The organism is Pseudomonas sp. SC11 (assembly GCF_047039205.1).
In the GTDB taxonomy this organism is placed as follows: domain Bacteria; phylum Pseudomonadota; class Gammaproteobacteria; order Pseudomonadales; family Pseudomonadaceae; genus Aquipseudomonas; species Aquipseudomonas boreofloridensis.
On record NZ_CP178183.1, the window covers coordinates 166,177 to 182,868 of the forward strand.

The 16,692-nt window shown below is 65.0% G+C and carries 16 protein-coding genes; 12 read left to right on the forward strand and 4 right to left on the reverse strand.

Annotation, left to right across the window (positions count from 1 at the left end):
• Positions 1-9 precede the first annotated feature (9 nt).
• From ACK2SD_RS00805 to ACK2SD_RS00815, 3 genes are all read left to right on the forward strand, one after another.
• Entirely contained in the window at positions 10-675 is a 666-nt protein-coding gene (locus ACK2SD_RS00805) for a fumarylacetoacetate hydrolase family protein (protein WP_029614749.1), read from the forward strand.
• 120 nt (positions 676-795) lie between these two features.
• The gene (locus ACK2SD_RS00810; RefSeq protein ID WP_412461113.1) at positions 796-1,716 is read left to right on the forward strand and encodes an SdiA-regulated domain-containing protein; all 921 of its coding nucleotides are present in this window, start codon (positions 796-798) and stop codon (positions 1,714-1,716) included.
• Positions 1,717-1,799: 83 nt separating this feature from the next.
• Complete coding sequence (locus ACK2SD_RS00815; RefSeq protein WP_412461114.1) at positions 1,800-2,705, forward strand: SdiA-regulated domain-containing protein; 906 nt, start codon at positions 1,800-1,802, stop codon at positions 2,703-2,705.
• Positions 2,706-2,716: 11 nt separating this feature from the next.
• Here ACK2SD_RS00815 and rpiA read toward each other — a convergent pair whose 3' ends face one another.
• On the reverse strand, positions 2,717-3,391 hold the full coding sequence (gene rpiA / locus ACK2SD_RS00820) for a ribose-5-phosphate isomerase RpiA (RefSeq protein WP_039581854.1): 675 nt from the start codon (positions 3,389-3,391) through the stop codon (positions 2,717-2,719).
• A gap of 133 nt (positions 3,392-3,524) precedes the next feature.
• Here rpiA and ilvA point away from each other — a divergent pair, with 133 nt between their 5' ends.
• Together ilvA and ACK2SD_RS00830 are read left to right on the forward strand one after the other, a co-directional pair.
• On the forward strand, positions 3,525-5,039 hold the full coding sequence (gene ilvA, locus ACK2SD_RS00825) for a threonine ammonia-lyase, biosynthetic (RefSeq protein ID WP_039581850.1): 1,515 nt from the start codon (positions 3,525-3,527) through the stop codon (positions 5,037-5,039).
• An 85-nt stretch (positions 5,040-5,124) separates the two neighbouring features.
• The gene (locus ACK2SD_RS00830; protein WP_304482926.1) at positions 5,125-5,550 is read left to right on the forward strand and encodes a DUF2269 family protein; all 426 of its coding nucleotides are present in this window, start codon (positions 5,125-5,127) and stop codon (positions 5,548-5,550) included.
• Positions 5,551-5,557: 7 nt separating this feature from the next.
• Here the strand turns inward: ACK2SD_RS00830 and ACK2SD_RS00835 are convergent, their stop codons facing one another.
• A complete protein-coding gene (locus ACK2SD_RS00835; protein ID WP_029614754.1) occupies positions 5,558-6,214 on the reverse strand; it encodes an HAD family hydrolase in 657 nt (218 codons plus the stop codon).
• Between the two features lie 145 nt (positions 6,215-6,359).
• Here ACK2SD_RS00835 and ACK2SD_RS00840 point away from each other — a divergent pair, with 145 nt between their 5' ends.
• Positions 6,360-6,839, forward strand: a complete 480-nt coding sequence (locus ACK2SD_RS00840) for an RNA pyrophosphohydrolase (RefSeq protein ID WP_029614755.1) — start codon at positions 6,360-6,362, stop codon at positions 6,837-6,839.
• Positions 6,840-6,861: 22 nt separating this feature from the next.
• Complete coding sequence (gene ptsP / locus ACK2SD_RS00845; RefSeq protein WP_029614756.1) at positions 6,862-9,135, forward strand: phosphoenolpyruvate--protein phosphotransferase; 2,274 nt, start codon at positions 6,862-6,864, stop codon at positions 9,133-9,135.
• A 39-nt stretch (positions 9,136-9,174) separates the two neighbouring features.
• On the opposite strand, the gene ACK2SD_RS00850 is transcribed toward ptsP, so the two are convergent.
• Positions 9,175-9,921 (reverse strand): NRDE family protein, encoded by a 747-nt coding sequence (locus ACK2SD_RS00850; RefSeq protein WP_412461115.1) that lies wholly within the window; start codon positions 9,919-9,921, stop codon positions 9,175-9,177.
• Positions 9,922-10,052: 131 nt separating this feature from the next.
• On the opposite strand from ACK2SD_RS00850, the gene ACK2SD_RS00855 reads away from it, so the two are divergent.
• Genes ACK2SD_RS00855 through ACK2SD_RS00865 form a run of 3 tightly spaced genes read left to right on the forward strand, consistent with a single transcriptional unit; the run spans position 10,053 to position 12,676 of the window.
• Entirely contained in the window at positions 10,053-10,835 is a 783-nt protein-coding gene (locus ACK2SD_RS00855) for a sulfite exporter TauE/SafE family protein (protein WP_412461116.1), read from the forward strand.
• A 10-nt stretch (positions 10,836-10,845) separates the two neighbouring features.
• Positions 10,846-11,655, forward strand: coding sequence for a prolipoprotein diacylglyceryl transferase (lgt, locus tag ACK2SD_RS00860; protein ID WP_116889794.1), 810 nt, complete (start codon positions 10,846-10,848; stop codon positions 11,653-11,655).
• Positions 11,656-11,704: 49 nt separating this feature from the next.
• A complete protein-coding gene (locus ACK2SD_RS00865; RefSeq protein ID WP_295486485.1) occupies positions 11,705-12,676 on the forward strand; it encodes a thymidylate synthase in 972 nt (323 codons plus the stop codon).
• Positions 12,677-12,748: 72 nt separating this feature from the next.
• Here the strand turns inward: ACK2SD_RS00865 and cadR are convergent, their stop codons facing one another.
• Positions 12,749-13,192 (reverse strand): Cd(II)/Pb(II)-responsive transcriptional regulator, encoded by a 444-nt coding sequence (gene cadR, locus ACK2SD_RS00870; RefSeq protein WP_412461117.1) that lies wholly within the window; start codon positions 13,190-13,192, stop codon positions 12,749-12,751.
• A 98-nt stretch (positions 13,193-13,290) separates the two neighbouring features.
• Between cadR and ACK2SD_RS00875 the strand changes: the two genes are divergently transcribed.
• Both ACK2SD_RS00875 and ACK2SD_RS00880 read left to right on the forward strand, forming a co-directional pair.
• Positions 13,291-15,573 carry a heavy metal translocating P-type ATPase gene (locus ACK2SD_RS00875; protein WP_412461118.1) on the forward strand — a complete coding sequence of 761 codons (2,283 nt, stop codon included), beginning with the start codon at positions 13,291-13,293 and terminating at the stop codon, positions 15,571-15,573.
• Positions 15,574-15,708: 135 nt separating this feature from the next.
• Positions 15,709-16,578 (forward strand): LysR substrate-binding domain-containing protein, encoded by an 870-nt coding sequence (locus ACK2SD_RS00880; RefSeq protein ID WP_317872136.1) that lies wholly within the window; start codon positions 15,709-15,711, stop codon positions 16,576-16,578.
• Positions 16,579-16,692 lie beyond the last annotated feature (114 nt).

A 16,692-nucleotide genomic window follows, 5' to 3' on the forward strand; every position in this document is an offset into this window, starting at 1 on the left:
GAGTCGGCCATGAGTTATCAGCACCAGTACGTAGACGGTACGCGTATTCATTTCCCGCTGGGCAAGGTGGTGTGCATCGGCCGCAACTACGCCGAGCACGCCAAGGAACTGGACAACCCCATCCCCAGCGAGCCGCTGCTGTTCATCAAGCCGGGCAGTTGCGTGGTGCCTCTGGAAGGCGGCTTCAAGATCCCCTCCGAGCGCGGTTCGGTGCACTACGAGGCCGAGATCGCGGTGCTGCTGGGCAAGCCGCTGTCCACCCAGCCCACCGTCGAGGAGGTGCTCGATGCCATTTCCGGCTATGCCCCGGCGCTGGACCTGACCCTGCGCGACCTGCAGGCCAAGCTCAAGGAAAAGGGCCTACCGTGGGAGTTGGCCAAGAGTTTCGACGGTGGCTGCGTGCTGGCGCCCTTCGTGGCGGCGTCGAGTTTCGCCGACGTGACCGACATACCCGTGCGCCTGACCATCAACGGCGAGGTGCGCCAGGATGGCAGCAGCGCGATGATGCTCAACCCCATCGTGCCGATCATCCAGCACATCGCCGCGCATTTCTCGCTCCAGGCCGGCGACGTGATCCTCACCGGCACTCCCGCTGGGGTCGGGCCGCTGAACGTCGGTGACGAACTGGTGCTGGAACTGCCAGGCGCGAGCCGTTTCGAGAGCCGCGTGCTCTGAACGGACCCATCCAGGCGGGCTGCGCACGCGTTTGCGGCTGCAGCCAGCCTGGGCGATTGACCATTTTTTCACACCCCGTGCGGATAATGCGCGCGTCCTCGCCCGCATCAGGAACCGCGCATGCCCGCTGCCTCCCACGCTTCCGCCCGCCGCAAACGCCCGTTCTACCGACGCTGGTCGTTCGCCTTCGCCGCGATGGCGGTCATCGCCTATGGCGTGGCGATCGCCATGCACTGGGACGATCGCGCGGTGCTGTGGATCAAGGAGCGCTTCGAGAGCAAGGCCGAACGCCAGCAGAGCGTGTGGCTGCCGGACTACCGGGTGGACATCGACGCCAAGCACTTGCCAGGTATGGCGGACGACGAAGCCTCGGACCTGTCCTTCAACCCGCAGACGCGCACGCTGTTCGCGGTCATGGGCAAGAACCCCTTCCTGGTCGAGCTCACCCTCGAGGGTGATGTGTTGCGCCAGATCCCGCTGTTGGGCTGGACCAACCCTGAGGGCGTGGCCGTGCTCGATAACGGTCAGATCGCCATCGTCGATGAGCGCAACCATGACCTGACCGTGGTCAAGGTCGATCCGGGCACCACCGCGCTCACCCGCGCCGACTTCCCCAACTACGACCTGGGTGAATCAGATGAGCGCAACAAGGGCTTCGAGGCCATCGCTTGGGACCCGCAACGCCAGCGTCTGGTGATCGGCGAAGAGCGCCCGCCGCGTCTCTATACCTGGAACACCGATGGACGTGGCCCACTGATGGGCAGCAAGCAGCCGTTGCCCAACGATCAACTGGACCTGCGCAATCTTTCGGCACTGGCGGTCGATCCGCGCACCGGGCATCTGCTGGTGCTCTCGGCGGACTCTCACTTGCTGCTGGAGCTGGACGAGAAGGGCAAGCAAGTCAGCTTCATCAGCCTGCTGGGGGCTTTCAACGGGCTGAAAAGTCGCATTCCACGTGCCGAAGGCGTGACCATGGACGACCAGGGGAACCTGTACATCATCAGTGAGCCAGCGCTGTTCTACCGCTTCAAGAAGTCCTGAAGGCGCGCGTCTGACGATGATGGCATTAAGCTTTGTTTCAGCGGGACGTGGTTAAATCCGCCACCTTTCGTCGAGTCCTGAGCATGCGCCGTCACCTGCGTCTTCCCTTGATTTTCGTGGCTTTCCTGTCCGTGGCCCTGCTGGCGACGGCGGCCCATGAGTTTCGCCTGTTCGAGCGCGGCTGGTTCAACCTGCGCACCTGGTGGCAGCCCAGCGATCAGGGGATGGGCCTGGATCGCTATCGCGCGGTGATTCAAGCCCAGCCTATCGATGGGCTGGACGACGACGTGTCCGCGCTGACCTTCGATCCCGAGCGCAAGACCCTGTTCACCGTCACCAACGCCCGCTCCGAGCTCATCGAGTTGTCGCTGGCGGGGCGCATCCTGCGGCGCGTGACGCTGGTCGGCTTCGGCGATCCGGAGGCGGTGGAGTACGTCGGCCCCAACAGCTACGTGATCACCGATGAGCGCCAGCAGCGCCTGATCCGGGTGCACCTGGACGATGACACGCGCACGCTCGATGCCAGCCAGGCCGAGCAATTGACCCTGGGGATCGGCCTGAACGGCAACAAGGGCTTCGAGGGCCTGGCCTACGACTCGGCCGGCAAGCGGCTGTTCGTGGCCAAGGAGCGCGACCCGATGCTGATCTACGAAGTCCGCGGTTTTCCCCACGACCAGCCCGGCCAACCCTACGCCGTGCAGGTGGTGCAGGACCGTAAACGGGATCGGCGGCTGTTCGTACGCGACCTGTCCAGCTTGCAGTTCGACGAGCGCAGCGGTCACCTGCTGGCGCTGTCAGACGAGTCGCGCTTGGTGCTGGAGCTGGACGTGGAGGGGCGGCCGCTGAGTACCTTGTCGTTGCGCAAGGGTTATCAAGGGCTTGAGCGCACGGTGCCGCAGGCCGAGGGCATCGCCATGGACGATGCCGGGACGCTGTACCTGGTCAGCGAGCCGAACCTGTTCTACGTGTTCAAGCCGGCCGCCGACTGAGCAGGGGCTGCTTACTCCGCCTTCAGGCTCTTGACGCCTTCCGGGGTGCCCAGCAGCAGCAGGTCGGCGGGCCGCGCCGCGAACAGGCCGTTGGTGACCACGCCGACGATGGCGTTGATTTGCGCTTCGAGCTGCACCGGGTTGGTGATCTGCAAGTTGTGCACGTCGAGAATGACGTTGCCGTTGTCGGTCAGCACGCCCTCGCGGTAGACCGGGTCGCCGCCCAGCTTGACCAGTTGGCGCGCCACATGGCTGCGGGCCATGGGAATGACTTCCACCGGCAGCGGGAAGGCGCCGAGGACCGGCACCAGCTTGCTGGCGTCGGCGATGCAGATGAAGGTGCGGGCCACCGCCGCGACGATCTTCTCGCGGGTCAGCGCGGCACCGCCGCCCTTGATCAGGTTCAGGTGCGCATCGCTCTCGTCGGCGCCGTCGACGTAGAACTCCAGTTCGCCCACGCTGTTCAGCTCATAGACCGGGATGCCATGGCCCTTGAGGCGCTCGGCGGTGGCCTCGGAGCTGGCGACCGCACCGTCGAAGGCGCCTTTGTGCTGGGCCAGGGCGTCGATGAAGCAGTTGGCGGTCGAGCCGGTGCCGACGCCGACGATGCTCTTGTCATCCAGCCGCGGCAGAATGAAGTCGACGGCGGCCTGGGCGACGGCCTGTTTGAGTTGGTCCTGGGTCATGCGGGCTCCGGAGGGGCGGGAGGTTTTCTGAAGGGCGCTAGTATAGCCACTCCACAGGCTTTGCTGTGGTCGCCCGACCGGGCGCTGGGGTAGACTTCCAGCCCCTGTCCCGCGGCCCAGTGATGTGTTCAACATGCTCGAACAGTACGTCAAGAAGATCCTCACCTCGCGCGTCTACGACGTCGCGGTCGAAACCCCGCTGCACAGCGCCGGGCAACTGAGCAAGCGCCTGGGCAACCAGGTCCTGCTCAAGCGCGAAGACCTGCAGCCGGTGTTCTCCTTCAAGATCCGCGGGGCGTACAACAAGCTGGCGCAATTGAGCGCCGAGGAACTGGCCCGTGGCGTGGTCACCGCCTCGGCGGGCAACCATGCCCAGGGCCTGGCATTGGCGGCCCGCGAGCTGGGCATCAAAGCGACCATCGTGATGCCCAAGACCACCCCGGAAATCAAGATCGAGGGCGTGCGTTCGCGCGGCGGCAAGGTGGTGCTGCATGGCGACTCCTTCCCCGAAGCCCTGGCCTACTCGCTGAAGCTGGTCGACGAAAAGGGCTTCGTCTATATCCACCCCTATGACGACCCCCACACCATCGCCGGGCAGGGCACCGTGGCCATGGAGATCCTGCGCCAGCACCCTGGGCGACTCGACGCGATCTTCGTGCCGGTCGGCGGCGGCGGCCTGATCGCCGGCATCGCCGCCTACGTGAAGTACCTGCGTCCCGAGATCAAGGTCATCGGCGTGGAGCCGGACGACTCCAATTGCCTGCAGGCGGCCATGGCTGCAGGCGAGCGCGTGGTGCTGCCACAGGTCGGGCTGTTCGCCGATGGGGTGGCCGTGGCGCAGATCGGCCAGCACACCTTCGACATCTGCCGGCACCACGTGGACGAGGTGATCACCGTCAGCACCGACGAAATCTGTGCGGCCATCAAGGATATCTACGACGATACCCGCTCGATCACCGAACCTGCTGGCGCTTTGGGCGTGGCGGGCATCAAGCGCTACGTGGAGCTGACCGGGGTCAGCGGGCAGACGCTGGTGGCCATCGACTCCGGCGCCAACGTCAACTTCGACCGCCTGCGGCATGTGGCCGAGCGCGCCGAACTGGGCGAGAAGCGCGAGGCGATCATCGCTGTGACCATCCCGGAGCGCCCGGGCAGCTTCAAGGCCTTCTGCGAGGCCATCGGCAAGCGCCAGATCACCGAATTCAACTATCGCTACCACGCCGACAAGCAGGCGCACATCTTCGTCGGCGTGCAGACCCACCCGGAGACCGACCCGCGCGCAGCGCTGGTGCAGCACCTGATCGACCAAGGTTTCCCGGTCACCGACCTCACCGACAACGAACTGGCCAAGTTGCACATCCGCCATATGGTCGGTGGCCACTCGGCAGCCGCCAGCGACGAGCGGGTGCTGCGCTTCGAATTCCCCGAGCGTCCCGGCGCGCTGTTCAATTTCCTCGACAAGCTGGGCGGTCGCTGGAACATCTCGATGTTCCACTACCGCAACCACGGGGCGGCCGATGGTCGGGTGGTGGCGGGGTTGCAGGTGCCGGAAGACGAGCGTCACCTGCTGCCCGATGCCTTGGCCAAGATCGGCTATCCCTACTGGGACGAAACCGATAACCCGGCGTACACGCTGTTCCTGGGCTGAGCGGCTACGCTTGGTTGCAGAACGCGCCTGATCGCGGCGGCGGATCGCTGCCGCCACACGGACTCCAGTGCCCGAAGGACATGACATGGAACACCTGACCGCCCTCAAGACCTTGCACGTCCTCGCCACTGCGCTGCTGCTGCTCGGTGCACTGGGGCTGGCGATCCTGACCTGGCGTGCCCGTCGCCAGGGCGATGCCCAGGCTTACGCCAAGCTGCTGCGTCGTCCGCTGGTGTTCGTCTGGTTGGTCATGGGCCTGTGCCTGCTGAGCATGCCGTTCACGGGCTGGTGGCTGGTGCACCTGGTGGGCTGGCCGCTGGGGCAGACCTGGGTGCTGGCCTCGAGCATCCTCTACACCCTGGGTGCGCTGGCCGTCTGGTGGCTGCTGGTGCGCCTGAACCGCCTGCGCAAGGCCGAGCCCGTGGGGCTGCGGCTGACCTTGGCGCTGGCGGTGTTCAGTGGCGTGTGCTTTCTGTCGATCGCCGGCTTGATGGGTGCCAAGCCGGTCTGAGGGCTCATCAGTCGCGCAGCGAAATCACCGGCCAGCCACGGCGTTCGGCTTCTGCCTTGAGCTTGGGATCGGGGTCCACCGCCACCGGGTGGGTGACTTGCTCGAGCAGCGGCAGGTCGTTGAGCGAGTCGCTGTAGAAATAGCTGTCCTGCAGGTCGTAGCCGTTCTCCAGCATCCAGCGCTGCAGGCGCGTCACCTTGCCTTCACGGAAACAGGGTATATCGGTGCTACGCCCGGTGTAGCGCTCGCCGTCGCGCTCGCATTCGGTGGCCAGCAGAGTGCGCACGCCCAGGCGGCGAGCGATGGGTGCGGTGACGAAGCGGTTGGTGGCGGTGATGATCACCAGGTGATCGCCGGCGTCGCGGTGCTGTTGCAGCAGGGCCAGGGCCTTGGGCTGGATCAGCGCTTCGACGCAGTCGCGCATGAACTCGCGGTGCCATTGATCGAGCTGGGCCGGCTCGGTGGCGGCGAAGATTTCCATGGAGAAGGCCAGGTAGGCCTGCAGGTCCAGGGTGCCGTTCAGGTAGTCCTGATAGAACGCGTCGTTGCGGTCTTTGTAGGCGACGGGGTCGAGAATGCCCCGTTCACACAGGTAGTCGCCCCAGGCGTGATCGCTGTCACCGCCGAGGAGGGTATTGTCCAGGTCGAATAAAGCCAAACGCATGGGGTTTTCTCGCAGAAGCCTCCGGGAAGAAGTCCCGCAGAATACGGAGTTTTTAGCGCGCTGCCCATAAGCGATGGCGGGCGCGTTGCTGCGCTCGCAAGCTTTGTGGAACAATGCGGCGACATGCGTTTTCGAGGTTGCTGCCGTGATCGACCCGGATGGTTTTCGCCCCAATGTCGGGATCATTCTCACGAATGATGCCGGACAGGTGCTATGGGCTCGGCGGATCAACCAGGATGCCTGGCAGTTTCCCCAGGGCGGCATCAACCCTGACGAAACCCCAGAAGATGCCCTGTACCGCGAGCTGAACGAAGAAGTTGGCCTGGAACGCGAGGATGTGGAAATACTTGCCTGCACCCGCGGCTGGTTGCGTTATCGTCTGCCTCAGCGCCTGGTGCGTACGCACAGTCAGCCGCTGTGCATCGGCCAGAAGCAGAAGTGGTTCCTGCTGCGCCTGGTGAGCAACGAACAGCGGGTGAGAATGGACCTGACCGGAAAACCGGAGTTCGATGGCTGGCGATGGGTCAGCTACTGGTATCCGCTGGGCCAGGTGGTGACATTCAAGCGCGAGGTGTATCGCCGCGCGCTGAAAGAGCTAGCCCCGCGCCTGCTGACGCGCGACTGACGACGGAGTTCGACCCCGAGCCATGCTCAATACGCTGCGCAAGATCGTCCAGGAAGTGAACTCCGCCAAAGATCTCAAGACGGCGTTGGGGATCATTGTCTTGCGCGTCAAGGAAGCCATGGGCAGCCAGGTCTGCTCGGTCTACCTGCTCGACCCGGAGAGCAACCGCTTCGTGCTGATGGCCACCGAAGGCCTGAACAAGCGCTCCATCGGCAAGGTCAGCATGGCGCCCAACGAGGGCCTGGTGGGCCTGGTCGGCACCCGCGAGGAACCGCTGAACCTGGAAAACGCCGCCGATCACCCGCGCTACCGCTACTTCGCCGAGACCGGCGAGGAGCGTTTCGCCTCCTTCCTCGGCGCACCGATCATCCACCACCGTCGCGTGGTCGGGGTGCTGGTCATCCAGCAGAAGGAACGGCGTCAGTTCGACGAGGGCGAGGAAGCCTTCCTGGTGACCATGAGCGCGCAGCTCGCCGGGGTCATCGCCCACGCCGAGGCCACCGGCTCCATTCGTGGCCTGGGCCGTCAGGGCAAGGGCATCCAGGAAGCCCGTTTCGTCGGTGTGCCGGGCTCGCCCGGTGCCGCTGTCGGGCGTGCGGTGGTCATGTTGCCGCCGGCCGACCTGGAAGTGGTGCCGGACAAGACCGTCGAAGACATCGACGGCGAACTGAAACTGTTCGAGAACGCCCTCGAAGGCGTGCGCGCCGACATGCGCAAGCTGTCGGCCAAGCTGGCGACCCAGTTGCGCCCCGAAGAACGGGCGCTGTTCGATGTGTACCTGATGATGCTCGAAGACGCCGCGCTCGGCGGCGAAGTGGCCGAGGTCATCAAGACTGGTCAGTGGGCCCAGGGCGCACTGCGCCAAGTGGTCGGCGAGCACGTCAACCGCTTCGAGCTGATGGACGACGATTACCTGCGCGAGCGCGCCTCCGACGTCAAGGACCTCGGTCGACGCCTGTTGGCGTATCTGCAGCAAGCACGCTCGCAGACCCTGGTCTACCCCGACAACACCATTCTGGTGAGCGAGGAACTCACCCCGGCGATGCTCGGCGAAGTGCCGGAAGGCAAGCTGGTGGGCCTGGTGTCGGTGCTGGGCTCGGGCAACTCGCATGTGGCCATTCTGGCCCGGGCCATGGGCATCCCGACGGTGATGGGCCTGGTCGACCTGCCATATTCGAAGGTCGATGGCATCGAGATGATTCTCGACGGCTACAAGGGCGAGGCCTACACCAACCCCAGCGAAGTGCTGCGCAAGCAGTACAGCGACGTGGTCGAGGAAGAACGCCAGTTGGCCCGCGGCCTGGATGCCCTGCGCGAGCTGCCTTGCGTCACCCCCGATGGCCATCGCATGCCGCTGTGGGTCAACACTGGGCTGCTGGCCGACGTCGCCCGGGCTCAACAGCGCGGCGCCGAGGGCGTGGGCCTGTATCGCACCGAAGTGCCGTTCATGATCAACCAGCGTTTTCCCAGCGAAAAGGAACAGCTGGCGATCTACCGTGAGCAACTGGCCGCCTTCCATCCACTGCCGGTGACCATGCGCACGCTGGACATCGGTGGCGACAAGGCACTGTCCTACTTCCCGATCAAGGAAGAGAACCCCTTCCTCGGCTGGCGCGGTATCCGCGTCACCCTCGACCACCCGGAAATCTTCCTGGTGCAGACCCGCGCCATGCTCAAGGCCAGCGAGGGCCTGAACAACCTGCGCATCCTGCTGCCGATGATCTCCGGCATCCATGAGTTGGAAGAGGCACTGCACCTGATCCACCGCGCCTGGGGCGAAGTGCGTGACGAGGGCACCGATGTCCCGATGCCACCGGTCGGAGTGATGGTGGAAATTCCGGCCGCGGTCTACCAGACCCGCGAACTGGCCCGGCAGGTCGATTTCCTCTCGGTCGGCTCGAACGACCTGACCCAGTACCTGCTGGCGGTGGACCGCAACAACCCAAGGGTCGCCGACCTCTATGACTACTTGCACCCGGCAGTGCTGCAAGCCTTGCAGACGGTGGTGCGCGATGCCCATGCCGAAGGGCGACCGGTGAGCATTTGCGGCGAGATGGCCGGTGATCCGGCAGCCGCCATCTTGCTGATGGCCATGGGCTTCGACAGCCTGTCGATGAACGCCACCAACCTGCCGAAGGTGAAATGGATGCTGCGTCAGGTGAACTTGAGCAAGGCCAGCGAACTGCTCAGCGAAGCCATGAGCCACGACAACCCGCAGGTCATCCACAGCTCGTTGCAGTTGGCGTTGAAGAATCTCGGTCTAGCGCGGATGATCGGGCCGAACAAGACCCTGTGAGCGAAAAGCGCCCTGATAGCGCGGCCTGGCGCCGATGCGTCAGGCGCTGACTTCGACTTCGCCCAAGTGCCCGCCGAACGGCCCATAGCTGCGCTCGATCATCCGTCTTCTGCCCTGATCGTCGACGATCAACACGGTACTCGCCCGCGTCCCGTAGTTCTGGCTGGCAATGAACACGCTCGACAGCAGCCGCTCGGTCGCGAGGCCAACGCCCGTCTCTGGCAATGCCTCGTCGGGCGCCGTCGCGTCATCGGCCAACATCGCCAAAAAATACTGCGCGCTGGGCGTCTCCAGCGCCGCCTCGAACGCCTGCCGCGCCTTCAGCAGCTTCGGCCACGGCGTATCCAGCGCAGCGTTGGAAAGCCCATAGACGCCCGGCTGCAACAGCCGTGGTAGCGCCTCGTGCGCGTTCACATAGCCCAGCACCTGGCCGTCGCCGGCCAGCAGATTGAACCCTGAGTAGTGGCTGCTGCGTTCGGCGACCTGCTGCAGGTACGTCGTCACTGCCATCTCGCCACGCAGAAACGCCGCCACCAACTCGCCACGCGAGCGCGCCCCCTGCGGCTGACGCGGATCGCGAATATTGGTCAGCGCCGCGAAGCGCCCGCCCGGACCGATGCCCAGCCACGTGCCGCCGGCCTCCAGGTCGCGACCGGCATACACGCCCGGAGCGTCTTCCCAGGCGCTCAGAGACTGGGCAGGGCGGGCGTAGAACTCGTCACGGTTGGCCGCGACGATCAGCGGCTGGGCATGACCCGGCCGCCAGGCGAATAGAATCAGGCACATGCTGGGGCCTCTGGCTGAGTCTGCCACTGTAGCGGCTGCCTGGCGCTCGCGCATCAACCTGACGCAGAGTTCACTAGAGCCGTGGCCCCGGCTTCCGTTACCATGCCGGATCGCATTCTCTGGGCCTGCGAATGGAATTCGTACTCTATCTGCTGTTGGGCGCCTGCGCCGGTGTGCTCGCCGGCCTTTTCGGCGTGGGCGGCGGCATCATCATCGTGCCGGTGCTGGTGTTCAGTTTCACCCTGCAAGGCTTCGATGCGTCGATTCTCACCCATCTGGCCGTCGGCACCTCACTGGCCACCATCGTCTTCACTTCGATCAACGCCGTGCTCGAGCATCATCGCAAGGGCGCCGTGCAGTGGCCGGTGTTCCTGTGGATGACGGTCGGCATCCTCATCGGTGCCGGGATCGGCGCCAAGACCGCCTCGTTGATCCAGGGCCCGCTGTTGCAGAAGATCATCGGCGTGTTCGCCTTGCTGGTGGCGCTGCAGATGACGCTCGACCTCAAACCCAAGGGCCGTGGCGGTGTCCCCGGCAAACCTGGACTGATCGGTGCGGGCGGAGTGATCGGCTGGGCCTCGGCGATCTTCGGCATCGGCGGCGGCTCGCTGACCGTACCCTTCCTCACCTGGCGCAGCCTGTCCATGCAACAGGCCGTGGCCACCTCGTCGGCCTGCGGTCTGCCGATCGCCCTGGCCAGCACCCTGAGCTTCATGGTGCTGGGCTGGGGCGAACCGCACCTGCCCGCGCACAGTCTGGGTTATGTGTATCTGCCTGCGCTGATGGGTATCGCCGTCACCAGCATGTTTTTCGCCCGCTTCGGCGCACGACTGGCGCATCGGTTGTCGCCGCGTCTGCTCAAGCGTCTGTTCGCCGCGTTGCTGTTCTGCGTCGGCTTAAGTTTTCTGATCTAGAGGAACCTCCATGCTGCCTTACCCGCAGATCGACCCCGTGGCCCTGTCACTCGGGCCGCTGAAAATCCACTGGTACGGCCTGATGTACCTGATCGGCATTGGCGGCGCCTGGCTGCTCGCCACCCGCCGACTCAACCGCTTCGATCCCACCTGGAGCCGCGAAAAGCTATCCGACCTGGTGTTCTGGCTGTCGATGGGGGTGATCGTCGGTGGGCGCCTGGGCTATGTGCTGTTCTACGACTTGCACCAGTACCTGGCCAACCCGACCCTGATCTTCGAGGTGTGGAAGGGCGGCATGTCGTTCCACGGCGGCTTCATCGGCGTGATGTTGGCGGCCTTGTGGTTCGGCAAGCGCAACAACAAGTCGTTCTTCGAGCTGATGGACTTCGTCGCGCCGCTGGTGCCTATCGGCCTGGGGGCCGGGCGCATCGGCAACTTCATCAACGCCGAGCTGTGGGGCAAGCCCACCGACGTGCCGTGGGCGATGATCTTCCCGCCGTTCAGCGACCCGGCGCAGTTGCCGCGTCACCCATCGCAGCTGTACCAGTTCGCCCTCGAAGGCGTGGCGCTGTTCGCGATCCTCTGGCTGTTCTCGCGCAAGCCGCGTCCGACCATGGCGGTCTCCGGCATGTTCGCGCTGTTCTACGGGATCTTCCGCTTCATCGTCGAGTTCGTCCGCGTGCCGGACGCCCAGCTCGGCTACCTGGCCTGGGGCTGGCTGACCATGGGTCAGATTCTCTGCGTGCCGATGATTGTCGCTGGCCTCGGCCTGATCTGGTGGGCTTATAATCGCAAACCCACGGCGACACCCGCCCACTGAAATCCCACGGCAGGGGCGATCCCCCTGCCGTGCTTGCCACAGGTAGGCCATGAAACAATATCTAGACCTGGTCCGTGACGTCATCGACAACGGCACGCTGCAGGGCAATCGTACCGGTATCCGCACCATCAGCCTGCCTGGCGCCATGCTGCGCTTCGATCTGCAGAAAGGCTTTCCGGCCATCACCACGCGCAAGCTGGCGTTCAAGTCGGCGATCGGCGAAATGGTCGGTTTCCTGCGCGGCGTGAGGAACGCCGGCGAGTTCCGCGAGCTGGGCTGCAAGGTCTGGGATCAGAACGCCAACGAAAACGCCCAGTGGTTGGCCAACCCGTTCCGTCAGGGCCATGACGATCTCGGCGAAATCTACGGTGTGCAATGGCGCCAGTGGCCGGGTTACAAGCGCATCGCGCTGAGCAACCCGGCCGCCATCGAAAAGGCGCAGCAGGCCGGATTCCGTCAGATCGCCCAGGACGAAGAGGACGGCCAGGCGTTCGTCATCCTGTACAAGGCCATCGACCAGGTGCGTCAGTGCCTGGATACCATCGCCAACGATCCGGGCAGCCGACGCATCCTGTTCCACGGCTGGAACTGCGCCCAGCTCGACGAAATGGCCTTGCCGCCGTGCCACCTGCTGTACCAGTTCCACCCCAATGTCGAGACCCGGGAAATCTCCCTGACGCTGTACATCCGCTCCAACGACCTGGGCCTGGGCACCCCGTTCAACCTCACCGAGGGCGCGGCGCTGCTGTCGCTGTTCGGGCGTCTCACCGGCTATACCCCACGCTGGTTCACCTACTTCATCGGCGACGCCCATGTGTACGAAAACCACCTGGAGATGCTCAACGAGCAGATGAAGCGTGAGCCGCTGGCAGCGCCGAAGCTGATGATCAGCGAGCGCGTACCGGAGTTCGCCAAGACGGGCAAGTACGAACCCGAATGGCTGGAGAAGATCGAGCCGAGCGATTTCTGGCTCGAAGGCTATGAGCACCATGCACCGATGACCGCGCCCATGGCGGTCTGATTCCTACCGCGCTGCCGGGGCGCACCGATCCCCGGCAACGCTGCGACTTCCTACATCCCGACTCCAGTCCGATCAATGCCCGTGGCTACGCCCCACGTGCGAATGCTCGATCTCCGGCGCCGTCACCGCGCCATTGACCTCCAACTGCTGCAAAATCGCGCATTCCTCCCCCTGCACATTGCACTGCCGGCGCAACTCCACCAGTTGCTGTTGCAGCGCCACCAGCCCGTCGATCCTCGCCTGTACGTGCTCGATATGCTCGTCGATCAGCGCATTGACGCTGCCGCAGGCCCCCTCGGGACTGTCGCGCAGGCGCAGCAGGCTGCGGATTTCGTCGAGGGTCATGTCCAGGGTGCGGCAGTTGCGGATGAAGGTCAGACGCTCCACGTGCGCCTGGGTATACAGCCGGTAATTGCCTTCGCTACGGGCCGGTTCGGGCAGCAATGCCTCACGCTCGTAGTAGCGAATGGTCTCCACGGCGCAGTCGGTCACCTTGGCCAATTCTCCGATCTTCATCGCGCGTTCCCCCTTGAGTGCTTGACCCTATAGTGGCTACAGGGTGTTCACTTGGCAACAACACCCCGTCAGTGGGCACTCTCGATCAGGGCGAACCTATGAACCAGCCGGTCAGTCACCACCATACGCATGAGCACGATCACGATCATGGACACGATCACCAGGGGCACGATCACGGCGGCCATGGCCACTCCCATGCCAGCCCCGGCGGCAGTTGCTGCAGCACCCGCGCGGCTGCGCCTGCCTTCGTGCAACTGACCGACAAAGCCAGTGACGGCGCGCGCCTGAGCCGCTTCCGCATCGACGCCATGGACTGCCCCACCGAGCAGACGCTGATCCAGGACAAACTGGGCAAGCTCGCCGGTATCGAGCAACTGGAATTCAACCTGATCAACCGTATCCTCGGCGTGCGCCATACCCTAGACGACACCGCGTCCATCGTGCGTGCCATCGACAGCCTGGGCATGAAGGCCGAACCCCTGGCCGACGCAGACGACGGCAGCGCCAGCGCGCCGGGCGCGCACAAGACCCGCTGGCGGCCGCTGGTGCTTTCCGGGTTGGCCGCCATCGCTGCAGAAGTCGTGCACTTTTCCGGTCTGGCGCCGGAGTGGCTGGTGGCCGCGCTGGCGCTGGCCGCTATCCTCGGCTGTGGCCTGGGCACCTACAAGAAAGGCTGGATCGCCCTGAAGAACCGCAACCTCAACATCAACGCGCTGATGAGCATTGCCGTCACCGGTGCGGTGCTGATCGGTCAGTGGCCGGAAGCGGCCATGGTCATGGTGCTGTTTACCCTCGCCGAGGTGATCGAGGCGCGCTCGTTGGATCGCGCGCGCAACGCCATCAGCGGCCTCATGCAACTCGCCCCGGACATGGCCACCGTGCAGCAGGCCGATGGCCAGTGGCGTGAAGTAGAGGTGCGCGAGGTGGCGATCGGTGCGCGGGTGCGGGTGCGTCCGGGTGAGCGTATCGGGCTGGACGGCGAGGTGGTCGAGGGTCAGTCCAGCGTCGATCAGGCGCCGATCACCGGCGAAAGTCTGCCCGTGGAGAAGGGCCTGGGCGACAAGCTGTTCGCAGGCACCATCAACCAGGCCGGGGCGCTGGAGTACCGTGTCACGGCTGGCGCTGGGCAATCGACCCTGGCGCGCATCATCAAGGCCGTGGAGCAGGCACAGGGCGCGCGGGCACCGACCCAGCGCTTCGTCGACCAGTTCTCGCGGGTCTACACGCCGGCCGTGTTCGCCATCGCCCTGGCGGTGGCGTTGATTCCGCCGCTGTTCATGGCCGGCGCCTGGTTCGACTGGGTCTATCGCGCGTTGGTGCTGCTGGTGGTGGCGTGCCCCTGTGCCTTGGTGATTTCCACGCCGGTGACCATCGTCAGCGGCCTGGCGGCGGCGGCGCGCAAGGGCATTCTGATCAAGGGCGGTATCTACCTTGAAGGTGGTCGCAAGCTCGATTACCTGGCGTTGGACAAGACCGGTACCATCACCCATGGCAAGCCGGTGCAGACCGACTTCACCCTGCTCGACCCGCGTTTCGACAGCCGTGCACAGGCGCTCGCCGCCAGCCTCGGTGAGCGCTCCGACCATCCGGTGTCGCACGCCATCGCCCAGTATGGCCGCGAACAGAACATTGCCCTGAGCCCGGTCAGCGAGTTCGCGGCGCTGGCCGGGCGCGGCGTGCGCGGCGAGATCGACGGTGAGGTCTATCACTTGGGCAACCATCGCCTGGTGGAGGAACTGGGCCTGTGCTCTCCTGCGCTGGAAACACAACTGGACCGGCTGGAGCGTCAGGGCAAGACCGTGGTGCTGCTGCTCGACCGCTCCGGCCCGCTGGCGCTGTTCGCCGTGGCCGACACGGTCAAGGACAGCAGCCGCCAGGCCATTGCCGAGCTGCATGAACTGGGTATCAAGACGCTGATGCTGACCGGCGATAACCCGCACACGGCCCAGGCCATCGCCGCCCAGGTCGGCATCGACCGCGCCGAAGGCAATCTGCTGCCGGCCGATAAGCTCAAGAGCATCGAAGACCTGTATGCCCAAGGGCATCGGGTCGGCATGGTCGGCGACGGCATCAACGATGCCCCAGCCCTGGCCCGCGCCGAGATCGGTTTCGCCATGGCCGCCGCCGGCACCGACACCGCCATCGAGACCGCCGATGTGGCGCTGATGGACGACGACTTGCGCAAAATTCCGGCGTTCGTCAGGCTGTCACGCCAGAGCGCGGCCATTCTGATCCAGAACATCGTACTGGCCCTGGGGGTCAAGGCAATCTTCCTGGCCGTGACCTTCGCCGGCCTGGCCACCCTATGGATGGCAGTGTTCGCCGACATGGGCGTGAGCCTGCTGGTGGTCTTCAACGGCTTGCGACTTCTACGTAAGTAGCAGCGGCAAGTTTTGAGCGGCAAGCTTCAAGCTGATCGAGGGGAATGTGCGATTGATGAGACGACGCCTGACCGCTGTGACTTGCCGCTTGCAGCTCGAAGCTTGCGGCTGGCCGCCCCTCTGGGGCGGCCCCCTATGCTGAGCGCCGAGCTGAGGGCGTTCTATATGGTGGCGCGTCTGGGCAGCATCACTCAGGCGGCGAAGAAGCTTGGGCTGAGTCAGCCGACGGTGACCACGCAGGTGCGCAACCTGGAAAGCCAGTACGGCATCGAACTGTTCTACAGGGGCGGGCGGCGGCTGGTGCTCAGCGACGAAGGCGTGCGCTTGCTGCCACGGGTCAAGGCGCTGCTGCAGCAGGAAGCGGACATCGAGTTCGAGCTGCGCAATGGTGCTCAGGGGCAGGGCAGCCTGCGTCTGGCGGCTACGGCGCCGTACTACATGCTCGACCTGGTGAAGGTCTTTCGTGAGCGGCTGCCGCAGGTCGAGGTGACTGTCGAGATCGGCAACTCTCAGCAGGTGCTGGAGATGCTCGAAGACTACCGCGTGGATGTCGCTGCCTCGTCGCAGTGTGTCGAGGATGCGCGCTTGGTTCGGCGGCTGTTGGGCAGCGATCCGCTGGTGGTGGCGGTGCACCGTAGCCATCCGTTGGCGCAGCGCCAGCACGTGACCATCGAGGCGCTCGCCGGGCACTGCCTGCTGATGCGCGAACGCGGCTCGACCACGCGCCAGCTTACCGAACGGCTGCTCGACGAGGCTGGCGTCAAGGCGGGCGCATTGCTGGAGATCGGCAGTCGCGAGTCGATCCGTGAAGGGGTGCTGCGCAATATCGGCGTCAGTGTCATCGCCCGCCATGAAGTGCCCCTGACCCCGGAACTGCGCGTGCTCACCCTGGAGCATGCGCCGGTGATGCACGAGTACCTGTACTGCCTGAAGGAGCGTCGACAGGCGCGCTTGCCGGCCGCGTTTCTGGGCGTTGCCCAGGAAGTGGCGGGAGTCGGGTTCTAGACGCGGTGTGAAAAGCCCGCGCCAACCCAAATCTGCCAATACCACCATCGCTCACTTTGCCCCAACCGCCACGCAACCTTCGCACGGCATTCCTAGCATGGCTCCATCTCTTCG